General features: G+C 70.7%; 19 protein-coding genes. 13 read left to right on the forward strand and 6 right to left on the reverse strand.

Annotation, left to right across the window (positions count from 1 at the left end; genetic code table 11):
- Positions 1-30 precede the first annotated feature (30 nt).
- Entirely contained in the window at positions 31-453 is a 423-nt protein-coding gene (locus R0146_RS00940) for an SRPBCC family protein (RefSeq protein WP_317690998.1), read from the reverse strand.
- A gap of 14 nt (positions 454-467) precedes the next feature.
- Positions 468-1,523 (reverse strand): IS110 family RNA-guided transposase, encoded by a 1,056-nt coding sequence (locus R0146_RS00945; RefSeq protein WP_317688753.1) that lies wholly within the window; start codon positions 1,521-1,523, stop codon positions 468-470.
- A gap of 420 nt (positions 1,524-1,943) precedes the next feature.
- On the opposite strand from R0146_RS00945, the gene R0146_RS00950 reads away from it, so the two are divergent.
- Positions 1,944-2,465, forward strand: coding sequence for a flavodoxin family protein (locus tag R0146_RS00950; protein WP_317690999.1), 522 nt, complete (start codon positions 1,944-1,946; stop codon positions 2,463-2,465).
- A gap of 10 nt (positions 2,466-2,475) precedes the next feature.
- Here R0146_RS00950 and R0146_RS00955 read toward each other — a convergent pair whose 3' ends face one another.
- Positions 2,476-3,336, reverse strand: a complete 861-nt coding sequence (locus R0146_RS00955; RefSeq protein WP_317691000.1) for a phosphatidylglycerol lysyltransferase domain-containing protein — start codon at positions 3,334-3,336, stop codon at positions 2,476-2,478.
- Positions 3,337-3,566: 230 nt separating this feature from the next.
- The gene (locus tag R0146_RS00960) at positions 3,567-4,379 is read right to left on the reverse strand and encodes an IclR family transcriptional regulator domain-containing protein (RefSeq protein WP_317691001.1); all 813 of its coding nucleotides are present in this window, start codon (positions 4,377-4,379) and stop codon (positions 3,567-3,569) included.
- A gap of 185 nt (positions 4,380-4,564) precedes the next feature.
- On the opposite strand from R0146_RS00960, the gene R0146_RS00965 reads away from it, so the two are divergent.
- The 9 genes from R0146_RS00965 (at position 4,565) to R0146_RS01005 (ending at position 12,517) form a co-directional block, all read left to right on the forward strand.
- Positions 4,565-5,755, forward strand: coding sequence for an MFS transporter (locus R0146_RS00965; protein WP_317691002.1), 1,191 nt, complete (start codon positions 4,565-4,567; stop codon positions 5,753-5,755).
- A 77-nt stretch (positions 5,756-5,832) separates the two neighbouring features.
- Positions 5,833-7,116, forward strand: coding sequence for a Rieske 2Fe-2S domain-containing protein (locus R0146_RS00970; RefSeq protein WP_317691003.1), 1,284 nt, complete (start codon positions 5,833-5,835; stop codon positions 7,114-7,116).
- A gap of 11 nt (positions 7,117-7,127) precedes the next feature.
- A complete protein-coding gene (locus R0146_RS00975; RefSeq protein WP_317691004.1) occupies positions 7,128-8,195 on the forward strand; it encodes an ABC transporter substrate-binding protein in 1,068 nt (355 codons plus the stop codon).
- A gap of 1 nt (position 8,196) precedes the next feature.
- Complete coding sequence (locus R0146_RS00980) at positions 8,197-8,427, forward strand: hypothetical protein (protein ID WP_317691005.1); 231 nt, start codon at positions 8,197-8,199, stop codon at positions 8,425-8,427.
- The gene (locus tag R0146_RS00985; RefSeq protein ID WP_317691006.1) at positions 8,424-9,038 is read left to right on the forward strand and encodes an ABC transporter permease; all 615 of its coding nucleotides are present in this window, start codon (positions 8,424-8,426) and stop codon (positions 9,036-9,038) included. Before R0146_RS00980 ends, R0146_RS00985 begins: the two co-directional genes overlap by 4 nt.
- A gap of 32 nt (positions 9,039-9,070) precedes the next feature.
- Complete coding sequence (locus tag R0146_RS00990) at positions 9,071-9,937, forward strand: ABC transporter ATP-binding protein (RefSeq protein ID WP_317691007.1); 867 nt, start codon at positions 9,071-9,073, stop codon at positions 9,935-9,937.
- Positions 9,934-11,061: a zinc-dependent alcohol dehydrogenase gene (locus tag R0146_RS00995; RefSeq protein ID WP_317691008.1), complete on the forward strand. Its 1,128-nt coding sequence runs from the start codon at positions 9,934-9,936 to the stop codon at positions 11,059-11,061. Before R0146_RS00990 ends, R0146_RS00995 begins: the two co-directional genes overlap by 4 nt.
- Positions 11,058-11,564: a hypothetical protein gene (locus R0146_RS01000; RefSeq protein WP_317691009.1), complete on the forward strand. Its 507-nt coding sequence runs from the start codon at positions 11,058-11,060 to the stop codon at positions 11,562-11,564. Before R0146_RS00995 ends, R0146_RS01000 begins: the two co-directional genes overlap by 4 nt.
- On the forward strand, positions 11,561-12,517 hold the full coding sequence (locus R0146_RS01005; RefSeq protein WP_317691010.1) for a PDR/VanB family oxidoreductase: 957 nt from the start codon (positions 11,561-11,563) through the stop codon (positions 12,515-12,517). The genes R0146_RS01000 and R0146_RS01005 overlap by 4 nt, the downstream gene beginning before the upstream one ends.
- Positions 12,518-12,771: 254 nt before the next feature.
- Here R0146_RS01005 and R0146_RS01010 read toward each other — a convergent pair whose 3' ends face one another.
- Together R0146_RS01010 and R0146_RS01015 are read right to left on the reverse strand one after the other, a co-directional pair.
- On the reverse strand, positions 12,772-13,575 hold the full coding sequence (locus R0146_RS01010; protein WP_317691011.1) for an IclR family transcriptional regulator domain-containing protein: 804 nt from the start codon (positions 13,573-13,575) through the stop codon (positions 12,772-12,774).
- A gap of 227 nt (positions 13,576-13,802) precedes the next feature.
- A complete protein-coding gene (locus R0146_RS01015; RefSeq protein WP_317691012.1) occupies positions 13,803-13,991 on the reverse strand; it encodes a hypothetical protein in 189 nt (62 codons plus the stop codon).
- Between the two features lie 428 nt (positions 13,992-14,419).
- Here R0146_RS01015 and R0146_RS01020 point away from each other — a divergent pair, with 428 nt between their 5' ends.
- The 3 genes from R0146_RS01020 to R0146_RS01030 are packed head-to-tail and all read left to right on the forward strand — an operon-like array spanning position 14,420 to position 17,328.
- Positions 14,420-16,018, forward strand: a complete 1,599-nt coding sequence (locus R0146_RS01020; RefSeq protein WP_317691013.1) for an MFS transporter — start codon at positions 14,420-14,422, stop codon at positions 16,016-16,018.
- Positions 16,019-16,055: 37 nt separating this feature from the next.
- Positions 16,056-16,478 (forward strand): cupin domain-containing protein, encoded by a 423-nt coding sequence (locus R0146_RS01025; RefSeq protein ID WP_317691014.1) that lies wholly within the window; start codon positions 16,056-16,058, stop codon positions 16,476-16,478.
- 31 nt (positions 16,479-16,509) lie between these two features.
- Complete coding sequence (locus R0146_RS01030) at positions 16,510-17,328, forward strand: class I SAM-dependent methyltransferase (RefSeq protein ID WP_317691015.1); 819 nt, start codon at positions 16,510-16,512, stop codon at positions 17,326-17,328.
- Positions 17,329-17,351: the final 23 nt, after the last annotated feature.

The following is a 17,351-nucleotide window of genomic DNA, read 5'->3' on the forward strand; positions in this document are numbered from 1 at the left end:
GCAGCCGCACTGACCGTTCCGGCCCGCGGGTCAGTCGCGCTCCAGCCGCTCCTTCAGCGTCACCAGGTCGGCCGCCACCGCCAGGACGTCGGAGGCGTACGACTCGTCGGTCATCCCCGGGCGGCGACGGACGGTGAAGACCACCTCGCAGATGTCGGGCTGCGCCGCCTCACCGGGCACCACCCGCATCGGGTTGTAGAAGCTCTCCCCCGACGGCACGGTCACCACGTGGTCGAGCACCCCGAGGTCGTTGCGGCGAACGTACGCGATCCGGACCCGCCCCATCGGCGAGTCGGTGGCCCAGGCGTCGCCGTCGGGCTCGATCGTGGCGCCCGCCAGCCCGGCGGCCCAGGCGGGCAGATGCCGCGGGTCGGCGGCGTACGCGTAGACCACGTCGGCCGGCCGGTGGATCCAGACGCTGACGTGACGGGACGGGAGCAGCGGATCGGTCATGTGTTTCTCCTATGTCAAGCGGCTGCCGGAAGGCAAGCCCCCGGGACCGATTGCTGGGCGTTCTTGAGGGTGGTGAAGACCAGGCGGACGAGTTGGCGTTTGAGGCAGCGCAGGGCCTCACGGTTGGACATGCCTTCAGACTTCTTCTTCTCGTAGTAGGCCCTCCCCAGACTGTCCTTGAGACGGGTCTGGGTGAGGGCGATCCGGTGGATGGCGCAGTTGATCTGGCGGTTGCCCGAGCGTGTCATCCTCACCCTGCCCGCGGTCCGGCCCGACCAGACCGGGATCGGAGCGATCCCGGCATGACGGGCCAGTTGGGCCTCATGAGCGAACCGGTCGACCCCGCCAATCTCCCCAACCAGCTTCGCCGCGGTCAGGGCCCCGCAACCGGGCAGGGCGACCAGTTCGGGAGCCCGCTGCCCGACCAGGGTGCTGATCCGTTTCTCCATCGCATTGATCCGCCCGGTCAAGGCGATCACGTCGTCCAGTTCCTCGCCAGCCAGCTCGGCCACGATGCCGCTCTTTCCGGCCAGCCAGACCGCCAATGCCTGCTGGTGCCTGGCCCGGTCCAGCCCGGCAGGCTTCAGCGGATACTCGGGGTCGAGCTCATGAACCCGCCAACGCAGGCTGTTGATCGTGGCGGTGCGCTGCTTGACCAGCGTGTCACGCCGGTCGACCAGCAGCTTCAGCTCCCGTGCCGCCTCGTCATGACAGGCCCGGGGCAGGCCCGGCTCGGCCAGCGCGGCCCGCGCCACGGCCAGCGCGTCGATCGGGTCGGACTTGCCGCGAGTGCGAGCGATCGCGCGAGCCTGGCCCATCATCTTCGGCGGAACCCGCACCACCGCCTGACCGGCGCCCAACAGGTCCCGCTCCAGACGCGACGACAGGTGACGGCAGTCCTCGATGGCCCACTCCAGCTCGTCACCGAACTCCCGGCGGGCCCAGCCCAGCGCCTTCAGATGCCCGTCCGTGGTGGCCTGGACGGTCACCTGGCCCAGCTTGCGGCCACCCTGATCGACCGCGACGAAGGTATGGGTCTGCTTGTGAACATCGGCTCCGACGACAACCATGGTGGTTGCCTCCTTTCACCCTGATCAGTGAGGGACGGTCGGGCCGGTCGGCGGACACATCTCAGTGGGGGCGGTGCCACGCTCCTATCAAGTCACGCCGGCCGGTCCTTCACAACGGCCGACGACAAAACGCATGCACGCCACGAAGACACCCACGCTACGAGTCAGCCGACCAGTGATCCGGATCCAACCACCGCAACAACAGCGGCACCACCCACACTGACACTGACCCCACGCTAGGGTCGGCCACGCCCCCGGCGGAAGGTCCGGTCGGACCGACCGTCGGGAGGGCCCCGAACGAGGCCCCGCGGAAATGGATCGGACGGAAGGGGCGGCGGGCAGCCCGGCGTGACGCAGGTCTCGCAAAACGGGTGCGCTCCCACCTGCCGTCGTGTCCCCCACGGGTGCCAGGCTTGGCCCATGAGCGTTCTCGTGGTCTACGAGTCCATGTTCGGCAACACGAAGGCGGTCGCGGAGGCGGTCGCCGACGGCCTGCGCGATGCCCTGGCGCAGCGTGGCGACGGCATCGAGCTGACCCTCCAGGAGGTCACCGACGCCCCGGAGAGCGTGCCCGACGACGTCACCCTGGTCGTGCTGGGCGCTCCCACCCACGCCTTCTCGATGAGCCGCGCGTCGACTCGGGAGGATGCCCTGAAGAAGGCGCAGACCACCGATGCCGCGCGCCGGACGACCGGCGTACGCGAGTGGATCGCGGCGGCGTTGCTGCCCCCGCGGACCACCGTGGTGACCTTCGACACCAAGATCATGAAGCCGCTCACCGGCTCGGCGGCCAAGAGCGCCACCAAGGCCCTGCACGGCCGCGGCTTCCTCGACGTCGAACGGGGCGAGAGCTTCGGCGTGGCCGACACCCCCGGCCCACTGCTCGACGGCGAGCTGGAGCGGGCCCGCGCCTGGGGCGCCGCGTTGGTCGCCCGGGTCTGAGCCCGTACGGCTACTCCGGGAGCGCCCGCTCTCCCGGGTCCACCGCCCGCTGGTCCGGCCTGCTGAGTGACATCAACAGCCGGACCAGCAGTGTTGTCACCACGACGGTGAGCACACCGAGGATCCCGGCGACGCTCCACGCCGGAGGCAGGCCGACGGCGCGTTGCACCAGCGGCGTGAGCAGGATCGGCACCCCGGTGAGGATCAGGAACACCAGCGGCACCGGGGACACCACCACGGCGTACGGTCGGCGTCGCAGCACCCCCACACCGACCCCGATCACCGCGGGCAGGAAGAGCGCCAGGTCGAGGACGTGCACCGGATTGGTCGGCACCGCCAGGTCGACCGCGCTCTGCGGCGCGGTGCCGGACAGCAGCGCGGGCACGTCCTCCCGCAGCCACAGCAGCGCGAACAGCACGCCCAGAACGATCAGCGCCCACCCGATCACGGTGAGCATACGACGGCCGGTGAACCGTCGGGCGACCGTACGATCCAGCGTCGTCAACCCGCCGATCAGGGCGTACGTGGCCAACCCGAGCACCGCCACCCAGAGCAGGAACAGCGGACCGAACGGCACCGCGACCGTGTAGATCACGTAGTTGTAGACGGTGAAGGCGAGGGTGCCGAGCCACAGCAGGAAGGCGCGGTCCGATCCGCGCAGCGCCAGGCCGGCACAGACCAGCATCAGCGGTGACACGAGCGCCAGGTTGGCGATGTCCTGGGCGTACGCCTGGGGCAGGAACGCGGCGGTGAGGTCGGCGTAGAAGCCGGGCACGGCCAGCGCGATGACATTGCCGACCATCGCCAGCACCGCGGCAGCGACGGACAGCCACAGCCAGACCACCGCGCCCGGGGCACGCGAGCCGCTCACCGGTGTGCTCCCGGGCCGTTGGACGAGCAGCCGCCGGACGAGCAGCCGGCCCTCGCACCGTCGCCGCCGAGGCCGATCACGGCGACGTCGGCCATGGATCCGCGGTCAGACACGCCCTCATTGTCCCCCCCGGCCGGCCCCGACGGCGGCGGGGTCGGCTCCGCGGCGAGCTGTCGGGCGAGCGACCCGCGCCCTGCGGTCGCGGCGCGCGACGCAGCACGACCTCGGCGTCAGGAGAGGTGGCTCGGGTGGAGGTCCGTCCCGATGTCCGCCGCGGTGTGCAGCATGGCGGGGACCACCTCGTCCAGCACCGTCGCGCCGCCGTGCACGCCGGACTCGGTCAACACGTTGATGGCGGCGACCACCCTCCCGGACCGGTCGCGGATCGGCGCGGCGACCGCCGTGACGCCGGCCGCGATCTCCTCGGCCACCTCACACCAGCCCCTTTCCCGGATGTCCGCCAGCGTCTCGCGGAGCGCCGCCGCAGTGGGAAACATCCTCGTCGGCCGGGTGCGAAAGGTCTCCGAGGCGAGGAAGGCCTCGAGCTCCGCCTCGGGCAACCAGGCCAGTTGCACCCGCCCGATCGCCGGATGATGCGCCGGCAGTCGGCTGCCGACCCCGATCGCGACGTCCACCAGCCGCGGCCGGCCGACCCGGACGAGGTAGACCACGTCGGATCCGGTCAGCCGGGCCAACGACACCGTCCGCTCCAGGTCGCGGGACAGCGCGGCACAGTGCGGTTCGGCGACCTGGGTGAGGGTCAACCGGGACTGCTGCGCATACCCGAGATCGAGCAGTCCGGCGGTCAGTCGGTAGTGGTGGCCGTCGAAGGTGGTCAGGCCGGCCGCCATCAACGTACGCAACAGGCGTCGTACGGCCGATCGGCTGATGCCCACCCGCTCGGCGGCCTGGTCGAGGGTGAGCGCGGGATGGGCGGCGTCGAACGCTCGGACGACAGTGACGCCACGCACCAACGACTGCACGACATCGCGATCGACCGGGCCGGGGGCCGAGTCGACACGCGTCACCGCCTGTTCCGACATGCGTACACGATACGCGGACCAGCTCCGGAACCTCACGTCGAGCACGTCGACACCACCCCCACAGATGTGACGCGTGTCACGTGATGGCACGACTCGGGCAACCCATTGACGTGACGTACACCACATGACAGCGTGTGACTCAGGCAACAGCGCACACATGTACGCATGTCGGAACGGAGTCAATGGTGACCAGCACGACGCTCACCCGCACCAGCGGTCCCAGCACCGCTGCCCTGTGGGCCGGACTCGCGCTGTGCATGGCCGCCGGACCACTGCTGCTCTACACCCTGACCGCGATCTCCCCACTGGTCATCGACGACCTCGGACTCAGCGAGGCGCAGTACGGCGCGATCGCCGCCGTCACCTTCGGAGCCGCCGCGGTCAGCGCGCTGGTGCTCGGCGGGCCGACCGGGCGGATCGGCGCCCGTACGGTGATGGTGGCGGTGTCCCTGGGCGGCGCGGTCGGTCTGGGCGTGCTGGCCCTGGCAGGCTCCTTCGCCTGGGTCGTGGTGGCCGCCGTCGTGTCCGGTGCCGCGCAGGCACTCTCCAACCCGGCCACCAACCGGGTGGTCGCCGCACTGCCCGCCCACCGCCGCGGCGCCCTGATCGGGTGGAAGCAGTCCGGTGTGCAGATGGCCCAGTTGCTCGCCGGCGTCCTCGCTCCCGCGATCGCCGTCCTGGCCGGCTGGCGGTGGGCGGCCGCGGTCGGCATGGTGATCGCACTGCTGGCCGCCGCCACCTCGCTGGCCATCCGGCCGGAACGGGCGCCGCAGTCCGCGGCGGTCGCCGAGGGGGCTGGCACCTGGACCTCGGTGGCCACCCTCACCGCCTACACCTTCTGCATGGGCTTCGGGCTCCAGGCGACCAACGCCTACCTGCCACTCTTCGCCCACCGCCAGCTCGGCTTCTCCGTGCCGACCGCCGGGGCGACCGCCGCCGTGATCGGCGCCGTCGGGGTGGCCAGCCGGATCGTGTGGGCCCGCGCCGCCCATCGCGACGGGCTGCGCGCCCACACCCTGACCCTGCTCGCCCTGGGTGCCGCCCTCGGCGTCGGGCTCGGGCTGGCCGCCACCGTGGCCGGCGGCTGGCTGGTCTGGGTCGGTGCGGCCATCTTCGGCGCCGCAGCCCTCGCCTCCAACGCGGTGACCATGGTCGCGCTGGTCCGCACCGTGCCGCCCGCCCTGCTGAGCGCGGCGACCGGGCTGCTCGTCACCGGCATGTACGTCGGCTTCGCCACCGGCCCGCTGACCTTCGGTCTCGCCCTCGAGAGCGGGGTGGCCTTCCCGGCCGCCTGGCTCGTCCCGCTGCTCGCCTTCGGGCTGGCCGCCGTGATCGGCCTGCCCACTCCCCTGACCCGTCCCCTCCGCGACTCCTGACCCGAGTGCTCCTGACCCGAGCGCTCCCGACCCGTACGACCCACACCTGCACCACCACTCCCAGAGAGGAAGCAACGATGCTCACCCACGAACAGAACGACCTGCTCACCCAGACCGGCCCGGGCACGCCCATGGGCACCCTCTTCCGGCGCTACTGGATCCCCGCGCTGCACGCCTCCGAGCTCGCCGAGCCGGACGGCGACCCGGTCCGCATCAAGCTGCTCGGCGAAGAGCTCGTCGCCTTCCGCGACAGCGACGGGCGTCTCGGCCTGCTCGACGAGTTCTGCAGCCACCGCACCGCCTCGCTCTACTTCGGTCGCAACGAGGAATGCGGCCTGCGCTGCGCCTACCACGGCTGGAAGTACGACGTGGACGGCAACTGTGTCGACATGCCGTCGGAGCCGGAGGGCACCACGTTCCGCCAGCGGATCAAGCAGCGCGCCTACAAGGCCGTCGAGGCCGGCGGCCTGATCTGGGCCTACCTGGGCGACCCGGCCAAGGAGCCGCCGCTGCCCAGCCTGGAGTGGATGGGCCTCAACCCGGAGAAGCGGTTCGTCTCCAAGCGGCGCCAGTTCTCCAACTACCTGCAGGCGATGGAAGGCGGCATCGACTCCAGCCACGTCTCCTTCGCCCACCGCTACAACCTCGACAACGATCCACTGCACGCCGGCACCGAGGGCAACAAGTACCTCAAGGCCGACACCCGGCCGAAGTTCGAGGTGGCCGAGTCCGACGGCGGTCTGCTGATCGGCGCCCGCCGCACCGCGGACGAGGACACCTACTACTGGCGGATCACCCAGTGGATGATGCCCTGGTACACGATCATCCCGCCGTTCGGCACCCACAACCCGATGGGCGGCCACGCCTGGGTGCCGATCGACGACGACAGCTGCTACGCCTGGAGCTGGAACTACCACCCGACCCAGGACTTCGGCGAACGCGAGCTCGACGCCCTGCAGTCCGGTGACGGCATCCACGTCAAGTACAAGCCGGGCACCTACGATCCGCTGGCCGACAAGGCCAACGACTACCTGATGGACCGCGCCGCCCAGCGCCGCAAGGAGACCTTCTCCGGCATCGCCGGCATCGCCGCCCAGGACTTCTCCCTGCAGGAGTCGATGGGTGAGATCTGCGACCGGACGAAGGAGCGCCTCGGCACCTCCGACGCGGCCATCATCCTCGCCCGTCGCCGCCTGCTCGCCGCCCTCGACGACCTCGAGTCCGACGACCTGCCCGGGCTCGCCCCCGAGCACACCCACGTACGGTCGGCCTCGATCCTGCTGCCGAAGGACGTCCCCTTCCAGGAAGGGGCCAAGGACGTCCTCGTGGTGAAGCCCGGCGAGAACTTCTACTCCATCTGATCGGAACATCCATGCGCACACTCCCCCAGCGCCTCCGCGCGGTGGCGGCGGTCCTGGCCGCCACCGTGGCGGCCACCACCCTGGCCGGCTGCAGCGGCGTCGCCGCCGGAGCGACCTCCTGCGAGGGCGTCAAGGTCGAGGCCGGCATCACCAACAGCCTCTCCGACGCCCTGCTCTACATCGCCAAGGACAAGGGGTACTTCGCCGCTGAAGGCCTCAACGTCACGCTGCGGCCGTTCAAGTCCGCCGGCGAGATGATCCCCTACCTCGCCGCCGGTCACCTGGCCGTCGGCGCCGGCGCACCGTCGGCCGGCTTCTACAACGGCATCGCCCGTGGCATCGACGTCAAGATCGTCGCGGACAAGGGCGAGCTGGTCACCGACTACGACTACATGCCGCTGCTGGTCCGCAAGGAACTCGTCGACTCCGGCAGGGTGAAGAGCGTCGCCGACCTCAAGGGGCTCAGTGTCGCCGAGCCCGCGCCCGGCACCGCGACCGCGTCGACCGCCTCGGGGCTGCTGGAGGCGAACGGACTGACCTACAACGACGTCAGGCACACCTTCCTCGGCTTCCCCGACCACGTCGCGGCGCTGCAGAACGGATCCGTCGACGCCTCACTGACCACCGAGCCGGCCGCCACCAAAGCGCTGGCCACCGGTGCGGCGGTCAAGCTGGCCGACTCGACCACGGTCTACAACAACCAGCAGTTGGCGGTGCTCCTCTACAGCGGCGACTTCGGCAAGAAGCAGCACGCGGCCGCGCAGTGCTTCATGAACGCGTACGCCCATGCGGCGCGGGACTACAGCACCGCGGTGGAGCGGGGCAAGTGGGCCGGGCCGGGCGCCGACGAGGTCGCCGGGATCATCGCCAGGAACGTCAAGAGCCAGCCGGCCGCGATCAAGAAGACGGTCCCGAGCTACGTCGATCCGGACGCCGCTCTGAACGTCGAGAGCCTGAAGAAGGACTACGCGTTCTTCGTCAAGCAGAAGTTGTATAAGGGCAGGTCCCAGATCGATTTCGATTCGCTGGTCGACACCAGCTTCGTTGAGGCGGCCGCGAAGACCGCGAGGGGTAACTGATATGAGCACCGTCGTCGAAGAGCAGCAGAGCCAGGGCCGCCGCAGCGCCGTCCGGGCCACCCAGGTCACGCACCGCAGCGGGCCGAGCAGGAACACCCTGCTGACCATCTCCATCGTCTCCTCGATCGGCCTGCTGGTCGTCTGGGAGATCCTGTCCCGGACCGGGGTGTTGGACACCCGCTTCTTCCCCGCCCCGACGCTGTCTTCCGGTCGCTGTGGAACGAGGCGATGAGCGGCCAGCTGTGGGGCCAGTCCCAGCACAGCCTGGCCCGGCTGGTGATCGGCTTCCTGATCGGGGCCGTGCCCGCGGTGATCATCGGCGTCCTGATGGGCCTGTCGAAGTCGATCAGCGCCGCGCTGCGTCCGATCATCTCGGCGCTCTACCCGGTGCCGAAGAGCGCCGTCCTGCCGCTGTTCCTGCTGTTCTTCGGTCTGGGCGAGGACACCATCTGGTACTTCGTCGCGATGGGCGGCTTCTTCCCGGTCGTCATCAACACCTTCACCGGGGTCGCCAACGTGGCCCCGATCTACTACGACGTGGCGCACAACTTCGGCGCCAAGCGGGGCCGGGTCTTCTGGACGGTGGCCCTGCCGGGCGCGATGCCCAACATCATCACCGGCCTCGAGCTCGGCGCCGGCATGGGCCTGATCATGCTCGCGATCGCCGAGATGATGGGCGGCCAGGGCAACGGCTGGGGCTTCATGGTCTGGAACTCGTTCCAGCTGTTCAACATCGAGTCGATGTACGCCTACCTGCTGGTCTTCGCGATCGTCGGCTTCGTGCTCGCGGTCGTCGTCGGATACGTGGGTCGCAAGCTCACTCCGTGGATCACCCGTCACTGACGCCCCCCGACCCAACGAAACGGATTGTCACCATGTCCCACACCATCGCCTCGGCGAACCCGACCACCACGGCCACCGGCGACATCAAGATCAGGATCCGCGGCCTCGACAAGCGGTTCACCGTCCCGGGCGGCCACGTCGTGACCGCGTTGGAGAACTTCGACCTGGACGTCCCCACCGGCCAGTTCCTCACCATCGTCGGCCCGTCCGGCTGCGGCAAGACGACCTTCCTGCGGATGCTCGCCGGCCTGGAGACCCCGACCGCCGGCACCATCGACGTCAACGTCGGCAGCGCGGGTCGCCCCGAGAACGCCATGGTCTTCCAGGGCGACTCGATCTTCCCGTGGATGAACGTCTGGGACAACGCGGCGTACGGCCTGACCGTACGGCGCGTGCCGAAGGCCCAGATCAAGGAGACCGTCGGGCACTACCTCGAGGCGACCGGCCTGACGAAGTTCGCCGACGCCTATCCCCACCAGCTCTCCGGCGGCATGCGCCAGCGGGTGTCGATCGCCCGGGCGTTCGCCAACGACCCGGAGATCCTGCTGATGGACGAGCCGTTCTCGGCGCTCGACGAGCAGAACAAGACGCTGCTGCAGGCCGAGCTGCTGCGGATCTGGGACGAGACCCGCAAGACGGTCGTCTTCATCACCCACTCGGTGGACGAGGCGGTCACGCTGAGCGACCGGATCATGGTGATGAGCGCCCAGCCGGGCACGGCCAAGGCCTTCATCGACGTGCCGTTCGAGCGGCCCCGCGACGTCCTGCAACTGCGCCACGAACCGCAGTACGGCGAGATCGTCTTCGACATCTGGGGCCAGCTGCGCGAAGAGGTCCGCAAGGCCAAGCAGCAGGCCGACGACCGTGCCGCGAAGAAGCGCGGGCAGCGACGCCGATGACCGCCCTGCATGTCCGCGCCGCCGTCAGCGACGGCGCCGGCAGCACCGTCGTCCGGGAGCTCACCCTCCCGGACACGGTGAGCCGGTTGCGGGTGGAGTCCTCCGCGGTCTGCGGCACCGACGTCATGCTCCACCAGCGCGGTCTCCGGGCGCCCGCGGTGCTCGGTCACCACACGATCGGGCGGATCGACCACCTCACCGAGGCCGACGCCGAGGCGCTGGGCCTCGAGGTCGGCACCCGGGTCGCGGTCGAGGAGTACGTCGGCTGCGGCCGCTGTGCCGAGTGCCGGGCCGGCCGCTACCGGCTGTGCCCGTCGGTCGACCTGTGGACCGGCGGCGAGCGGGTCGGGATGATCCCCGTCTCGCGCGGCTCCGGGCTGCACGGCGGCAACGCCGAATACCTGGAGCTGTCCGCCCGACACGCCCTGCACCGCCTGCCCGACCGGCTCACCGTCGACGAGGCCGCTTGGACGCTGCCCCTGGCCAACGCGGTCGACTGGACGCTGGACGCCGGCGGTGTCGGGCCCGGGTCCACGGTGGCGATCATCGGCCCGGGCTACCACGGGCTGTCCTGCGTGGCGGCCGCCGTCGCGGCCGGCGCCGAGACGGTGGTCGCGATCGCCCGGACGTCGAGCGCGCACCGGCTCGAGCTGGCCCGCCAACTCGGCGCCGTCACCGAACGCAACGACGACCCCGACCACGACGTGGTCGACGTCGTCCGGGAGACGTACGGTCCGCTGGATGCCGTCATCGACACCATCGGCCGGCCCGAGACGATGGCGTCCGGGCTGCGGATGCTGGGTCGCTTCGGGGTGCTGGTGATCGCCGGTCTGGCCGGCGGCGACGTGGCCCTCGATCCCACCGCGATCGTCCGCAACCTGGTGACGGTCCGGGGCGTACGCGGCCGCTCCCCGCAGGCGGTCGAACGCGCCATCGCCCTGCTCGCCGCCGGTGGCACCGGACTGGAGCGGATCCCGTCGTACTACGTGCCGCTGGAGGGCGTCGGCGGCACCCTGCGGGACATGGCCGAGGGCCGTGCCCCGGTCACTCCTCACGTCGTGGTCGACCCGTGGCTGCGGGTCACCGATCCCATCCCCACCGAGTCCCCGAAGGAGATCCGATGAACCCCCTGCGCCGTTCCTATGAAGCCCGCGTGCTGGTCGTCCCGCTCGGTCCCGGCAGCGCCCGACTGGCCGAGGACCTGGTCACCCTCGGTGTCGAGCGGGTGCAGGTGCTGACCGATCCCGATCCGGTCGCCGCGCTGACCCGGCCGCTCGGCGAGGCCGGCTGGCAGCCGCCGTCGCCGGCCGGCACCGGTCAGGTCGCCGAGGCCGCCGACATGGTGGTGCTGGTCGGCACCGATCTGGCCCAGGTGCCCGAGGACGTCGTCCGCGAGGTCTGCACCGCGGCCCGCGTCGGCGGCGACCTGATCGCCGCCGTGCTGGTGGCCCCCGAGCGCTGGCAGGAGCCGGCCGGTGCCTCCGCGATGGTCACCCTGCGCCAGGAGGTCGACATGCTGGTGTCCGTACGCAGCCCGAAGCTGCTCGCCGCTCTGCTCGACGTGTTGCGCGGCGGCGCCCGGCCGCAGGACTACCCGGAGATGACCGTCGAGGAGGTGTCGGCATGACCGGCGAGGACCAGGACTTCTTCGAGGTCACCGTCAGCAAGGCGACGCTGGAGGCCGAGGGCGTCATCTCGCTGGAGATGGTCCCGGACCGTGGCCTGCTGCCGGCGTACGAACCGGGCTCGCACCTCGACATCGAGCTGCCGTCCGGCCTGGTCCGGCAGTACAGCCTGTGCAGCCCGCCGTCGGACCTCAGCTTCTACCGGATCGCGGTGCTGCTGGAGCCCGAGGGCCGCGGCGGCTCCCAGGAGATCCACGAGACCGCGCTGGTCGGCAAGCGGGTGCGGATCCGCGGCCCGCGCAACCACTTCCCGCTGGAGCCGTCGCCGCGCTACCTGTTCATCGCCGGCGGCATCGGCATCACCCCGATGCTGGCGATGGTGATCCGCGCCGAGCGGGAGAAGTCGCCGTACGAACTGGTGTATTTCGGCCGGCGCCTGGAGAGCTTGGCCTTCCGCAAGAAGTTGGCCACCGGACCGCACGTCAAGGTGCTGGTGACCGGGGACACCGGGCGCCCCGACCTCGCCGGCATCATCAACGGCGTCACCGACGACACGCTCATCTACGCCTGTGGACCGATCGAGATGCTCAAGGACGTCGAGGACTTCTGCGAGCAGGCCGGGCGGACCCCCCAGCTGCGGACCGAACGGTTCACCTCCGACGGCGAAGCGGCCGCCGAGGCGGCCAGCGGCGACTCCTTCGAGGTGGTGCTGCAGCGCTCCGGCGCGGTGCTGACCGTCGGGCCCGACCAGGGGCTGCTCGAGGTCATCCGGGATCACTGCGAGGTGATGACCTCCTGCGAGGACGGCTACTGCGGCACCTGCGAGACCACCGTGCTGGAGGGCGTCCCGGAGCACCACGACACCATCCTCAACGAGAAGGAGCGCGCCGCGGGCAGGACGATGATGGTCTGCGTGGGCCGCTCGAAGACACCGCGGCTGGTCCTCGATCTCTGAGTCGTACGGTCCCCTGGGGCGTACGACTCCCTGAGGCGCACGACTCACGGGGACGTGCGGCCCCCTGACACGTTCAGCCCTCCGGGACGTACGACTCCCCGGGACGTGCGGGCCCACTGACACGTACGGCTCCCCGGGACGTACGGGCCCACTGACACGTACGACTCCCCGGGACGTACGGGCCCACTGACACGTACGACTCCCCGGGACGTACGCCCCGCGCGGAGTCCCTGGTCGGACGGCGCCGGTCCCGGTCAGCCGTCGACGGCCTGTCCGGCGAGGTCCTCCTCGATCGCTCGCACCGCAGCGAGCAGATCCGGAAGGACCTCGTCGTGCAATTGCTGCACCGTCGTCCGGGTGACGTGAGTGGAGACGTTGACGGCCGCCACGGCGCGACCGTCCGGACCATGGACGGCGACGGCGATCGAGCGCAACGCCGGATCGAGCTCCTGGTCGGTGACGGAGTAGCCGTCCTCCCGCGCCCGGCGGACCACCCTGGCGACATCCTCGGGGGTGGTCACCGTCGCCGCGGTCCCCGGCGCCGCGACCAGCGGCTCGCCCTGCAGCCGGGCCAGGTAGTCCTGCAGCTCAGCGTCCGACAGATCGGCCAGCAGCACCCGCCCGCTCGACATCGAATACGCCGGGAACCGGCTGCCGACGGCGATGTTGACGTTCATCAGCCGCGGGCCCTTGACCCGGTCGACGTAGACGACGCTGTCCCGGTCGAGCACGGTCAACGAGCAGGTGTCCCGGACCCGTTCGGCGAGGTCGGACAGGTGCGGATGGGCGATCCGCGGCAGCGCGAGCACCTCGAGGTAGGTGTCGCCGAGTTCCATGATCCGCGGGCGCAGCCAGAACGTCGGGCCGTCGCTCGACACGTAGCCGACCCCCTCCAGCGTCAGCAGCAGCCGCCGGGCGGTGGCGCGGGTGGTGTCGGCGAGCCGGGCGATCTCGGCCAGCGACAGCGGCCGGTCGGCGCGGGCGAGGATCCCGATCACCTCGAGGCCGCGCAGCAGGGAGGCGACGGTGTCGTCTGCTCGTTGGCCGCTCGCTGGCATGTCGTGAACCCTATCCGGTGCAGTGGCCCGCCGACATCGAACGGCCCGATCCCCGGGCCTGGGCGGCTGTGCCCGGGTGGGCTGATTCGCCCCGGGGTTCCTCGCCGCCGCGCCTTCAACAGCCTTCGCCACCGCAACGCGCGAGTTGCAGTCAGCCGCCGCGCTTTCAGTCAACTGCGGCGCTTTCAGTCAACTGCCGCGCTTTCAGTCAACTGCCGCGCTTTCAGTCAACTGCGGCCTGCCGGCGGGCCGCGGATCGCTGAAACAGCGGCGGCTGGCAGAAGGAGCATCCGCATCCGCAGCGGAGTGGCGACGAGGTCCTGCAGGCCGACCCGGATCAAGCGGCGGAGGACCTGGTCGTATGACCGGTCGGGATCGGCGAGCAGTTCAGTGGTCAGGGCACCGACTGAGGTCATCGTGGGCATCCTTCGAGGCTCCTTGGCCATTAGCCCGAAACCACGGTGACCCGTCTCGCGAGCCTGACACTCAAGGACGCGCCCACGGGCCACCGCAGGATTCACACCATGCCAAGGGCCTCATCCGGCACAAACGCTCGGCTCTTCACCTCGCCCACGCGTTCGTGCTGAATGACAGGCACATGTGCGCGGGCGAAACGCAGAGGTCATCGAATGTGTCTGAGCCGGTGCAGCGGGAGGCACCGCGCCGAGCCACCCGTGCCACCGTCGGGTCCCGGTCGCGGCGCAGGGTGCGGTTCCTCACGCGTGTTCCGCCGGGAGACCCTGCACAACCGACGCACGTGATGATCGCCACACCCTTGTTGAACATGACTGTACGAGTTACTGTGGAGACCTGACCAGACGTCGTCGAGTCGAGGACGACCGGGATGAACGAGCCACAGATCCCACCAGACCGTGTCGCCGAGGTGACCCCCACCTCCCCGGCCTCCACGTCCGCCCCGCCCACTGCTTCCAGCGCGGACTCGATCCCGGCTTCGGACCCGATCCCGGACTCGGCCTCGGCCGCAACCCCGCCCGCGACCCCGACCATGGCCCCGCCCCGGACCCCGCCCCCGGCCCGGACCCCGATCCCGGTCTCCGCGGCGCCCGCAGCCCCCGCGTCCGCGCCGCCGCGGGCCGGGTTCCGGACCTTCCTCCATGTCCTCGCCAACACGGCGGTGGCCAATGTCACCACGAGCTTCCTGTGGTTCGGCCTGACGTTCTGGATCTACGCCGAGACCCGCAACGTGATCGCGACCGGGGTGATCGGTGCGGCGTACCTGCTGTTCATCTCCCTGTTCAGCATGTTCTTCGGCACCGTGGTCGACCGGTTCCGCAAGAAGACCGTGATGGTGTCGGCGACCCTCGCCGCACTGGCGGTCTTCGGTCTCGATGCCGGGTTCTTCTTCGCGGTCGGCGCGGAGCGGATCGTCGATCTGAGGTTGCCGTGGTTCTGGGTCTTCGCCGTCGTGATGCTGGCGGGCTCGGTGGTGGAGCAACTGCGCACCATCGCACTGGCGACGACCGTCACCCTGCTGGTGCCCGAGGACCGCCACGCCAACGCGAACGGGCTGGTCGGGTCGGTCCAGGGCGTGACGATGGTGGTCACCAGCGTGTTCAGCGGCCTGTCCGTCGGGTTCCTGGGGATGGGCTGGACGCTCCTCATCGGCCTTGCCGCGATCGCCCTCACGCTGCTCCACCTCGCACCGCTGCCGATCCCCGAGGCGCGTCCCGCAGCGGCGACCTCCTCCTCTGCATGGGTGGACCTGCGCGGTGGCTGGCTCGCGGTCCGGGCCGTCCGGGGGCTGTTCGCCCTGGTGCTGTTCACCACGGTCAACAACCTGTTCAGCGGCGTCGCGGGTGCGGTGATGGACCCGTACGGCATCGACCGGTTCGGCGTCCAGGGGTGGGGGATCTGGTTCGCGGTGGCCTCCACCGGCTTCATCGGCGGCGGCGCGCTCGTCGCGGCGGTCGGGCTCGGGAAGAACCCGGTCCGCACCATGCTGCTGGCCGCCGGCGCGCTCGGGGCCGCCGGGGCGCTGTCCACGTTCCGCGAGTGGGGATGGCTCTACGTCCTGGGACTGTGGCTGTTCATGGCTCTGGTGCCCGCGGCCGAGGCCGCCGAACAGACGGTGATCCAACGTCTGGTGCCGTACGAGAAGCAGGGTCGGGTGTTCGGGTTCGCGATGACCTTCGAAATGGCCGTCGCCCCGGTGATGAGCCTGCTGACCGCTCCGCTCGCGCAGTGGTGGATCATCCCGGCGCTGCGCACCGACGCCGGACGACGGCAGTGGCAGTGGCTGCTCGGTGCCGGGGACGACCGCGGCATCGCGCTCATCCTGCTGGTCGCCGGCCTCGGCTGCGTCCTGCTCGCCCTGGGCTCGATGCTCACCCCGCAGTACCGGGCACTGTCCGCGAGCTTCCGGGCGGCCCCCGACCCGCCCGGTCAGACCGCCCGGCGGCGGAGTGTCGGTGCCGCGGATTAGGCTCGGGCCACAACCGCATCGAGGAAGGACGAACGGCATGACCGACGCCGGACCCAACCCGTACGTGGTGGACATCGAGGCCGCCACCATCGACAACACTTACTTCCGCGACACCCTGTGGACCGGGACCAACCTGCAGATGACCGTGATGGCGATCGAGCCCGGTGGCGAGGTCGGCGGGGAGATCCACGACGACCACGACCAGTTCATCCGGATCGAGCAGGGTCGGGCCCGGGTGGTGATGGGGCCGGCCAAGGACGACTACACCCTCGACCAGGAGGTCACCGATGACTGGGCCATCCTCATCCCGGCGGGCAGCTACCACAACGTGATCAACGTCGGGGAGGAGCCGCTCAAGCTCTACTCGCTCTACGCCCCGCCGGAGCACACGCCGGGCACTCGCCACATCACCGCGCAGGACGCCCTCGAGGATCCGCAGGAGACCGACCTGGTCGGGTGAGTTCCGGCCGGCCGGCGGGCACAATGACCGCATGACCGATCCGCAGGACAAGGCGTCCCGTTCGACCCCCCAGCCGACGAGCACCTCCGCCACCTCGCCCGTCGCGTCACCCCGTGACTGGGATGCCGCGACGTACGGCGCGCTGCCCCTGCCGCACGTCGGCTGGGGTCGGCGGGTGCTGGATCGGCTGCGTCCGGTGGACGGGGAGACGATCCTGGAGCTCGGCTGCGGCACCGGGCGCGACGCCGCGGTGCTGCTGGCCGAGCATCCGGGATGCCGGCTGGTCGCCCTGGACGGCTCGCCGCGGATGCTGACCGCCGCCGCCCAGACCCTGGCGCCGTACGCGGAGCGGGTCGTGCTGCGGCAGGCCGATCTGCGGGAGGGCTTCACCGTGGGCGAGCCGGTGGACGCGGTGATGAGCGTCGCCACGCTGCACTGGATCCCGGATCACGGGCCGGTGTTCCGCTCCGTCGCAGCGGCGCTGCGTCCCGGTGGCCGGTTCGTCGTCGACGCCGGGGGCGAGGGCCAACTGGAACGGGTCCATCGCGCCGCCCGGCTGGTCGGCGGCGCCACCCAGCCCGCCGAGACGACCCATTTCGCCGGCGTCGAGGAGACCCGGGCCGCTCTCGGGGCGGCCGGCTTCGTGGACGTGGCGGTCCGGCTGCGCCCCGAGCCGCTGGTCCTCGACGAGGCGACGCTGCGGCCGTTCCTGGCCACGATCATCCTCGGCGAGGTGCTGCGCGGCATGCCCGAGGAGGACCGCGACGCGTACGTCGACGCCGTGGCCCGGGCGATGGACGAGCCGGTGATCGACTACGTACGTCTCGAGTTCGAGGCCCGTCGGCCCTGAGTCCCGGAGCAGTCCCGCCACCG

Source organism: Raineyella sp. LH-20, assembly GCF_033110965.1.
Taxonomy (GTDB): Bacteria; Actinomycetota; Actinomycetes; order Propionibacteriales; family Propionibacteriaceae; genus Raineyella.

Bases quoted from the DNA above. Each gene is read 5' to 3' on its own strand.
- R0146_RS00940 (WP_317690998.1), bottom strand. From the start codon at position 453: ATGACCGATCCGCTGCTCCCGTCCCGTCACGTCAGCGTCTGGATCCAC.
- R0146_RS00945 (WP_317688753.1), bottom strand. From the start codon at position 1,523: ATGGTTGTCGTCGGAGCCGATGTTCACAAGCAGACCCATACCTTCGTC.
- R0146_RS00950 (WP_317690999.1), top strand. From the start codon at position 1,944: ATGAGCGTTCTCGTGGTCTACGAGTCCATGTTCGGCAACACGAAGGCG.
- R0146_RS00960 (WP_317691001.1), bottom strand. From the start codon at position 4,379: ATGTCGGAACAGGCGGTGACGCGTGTCGACTCGGCCCCCGGCCCGGTC.
- R0146_RS00970 (WP_317691003.1), top strand. From the start codon at position 5,833: ATGCTCACCCACGAACAGAACGACCTGCTCACCCAGACCGGCCCGGGC.
- R0146_RS00975 (WP_317691004.1), top strand. From the start codon at position 7,128: ATGCGCACACTCCCCCAGCGCCTCCGCGCGGTGGCGGCGGTCCTGGCC.
- R0146_RS00980 (WP_317691005.1), top strand. From the start codon at position 8,197: ATGAGCACCGTCGTCGAAGAGCAGCAGAGCCAGGGCCGCCGCAGCGCC.
- R0146_RS00985 (WP_317691006.1), top strand. From the start codon at position 8,424: ATGAGCGGCCAGCTGTGGGGCCAGTCCCAGCACAGCCTGGCCCGGCTG.
- R0146_RS00990 (WP_317691007.1), top strand. From the start codon at position 9,071: ATGTCCCACACCATCGCCTCGGCGAACCCGACCACCACGGCCACCGGC.
- R0146_RS00995 (WP_317691008.1), top strand. From the start codon at position 9,934: ATGACCGCCCTGCATGTCCGCGCCGCCGTCAGCGACGGCGCCGGCAGC.
- R0146_RS01000 (WP_317691009.1), top strand. From the start codon at position 11,058: ATGAACCCCCTGCGCCGTTCCTATGAAGCCCGCGTGCTGGTCGTCCCG.
- R0146_RS01005 (WP_317691010.1), top strand. From the start codon at position 11,561: ATGACCGGCGAGGACCAGGACTTCTTCGAGGTCACCGTCAGCAAGGCG.
- R0146_RS01010 (WP_317691011.1), bottom strand. From the start codon at position 13,575: ATGCCAGCGAGCGGCCAACGAGCAGACGACACCGTCGCCTCCCTGCTG.
- R0146_RS01015 (WP_317691012.1), bottom strand. From the start codon at position 13,991: ATGACCTCAGTCGGTGCCCTGACCACTGAACTGCTCGCCGATCCCGAC.
- R0146_RS01020 (WP_317691013.1), top strand. From the start codon at position 14,420: ATGAACGAGCCACAGATCCCACCAGACCGTGTCGCCGAGGTGACCCCC.
- R0146_RS01025 (WP_317691014.1), top strand. From the start codon at position 16,056: ATGACCGACGCCGGACCCAACCCGTACGTGGTGGACATCGAGGCCGCC.
- R0146_RS01030 (WP_317691015.1), top strand. From the start codon at position 16,510: ATGACCGATCCGCAGGACAAGGCGTCCCGTTCGACCCCCCAGCCGACG.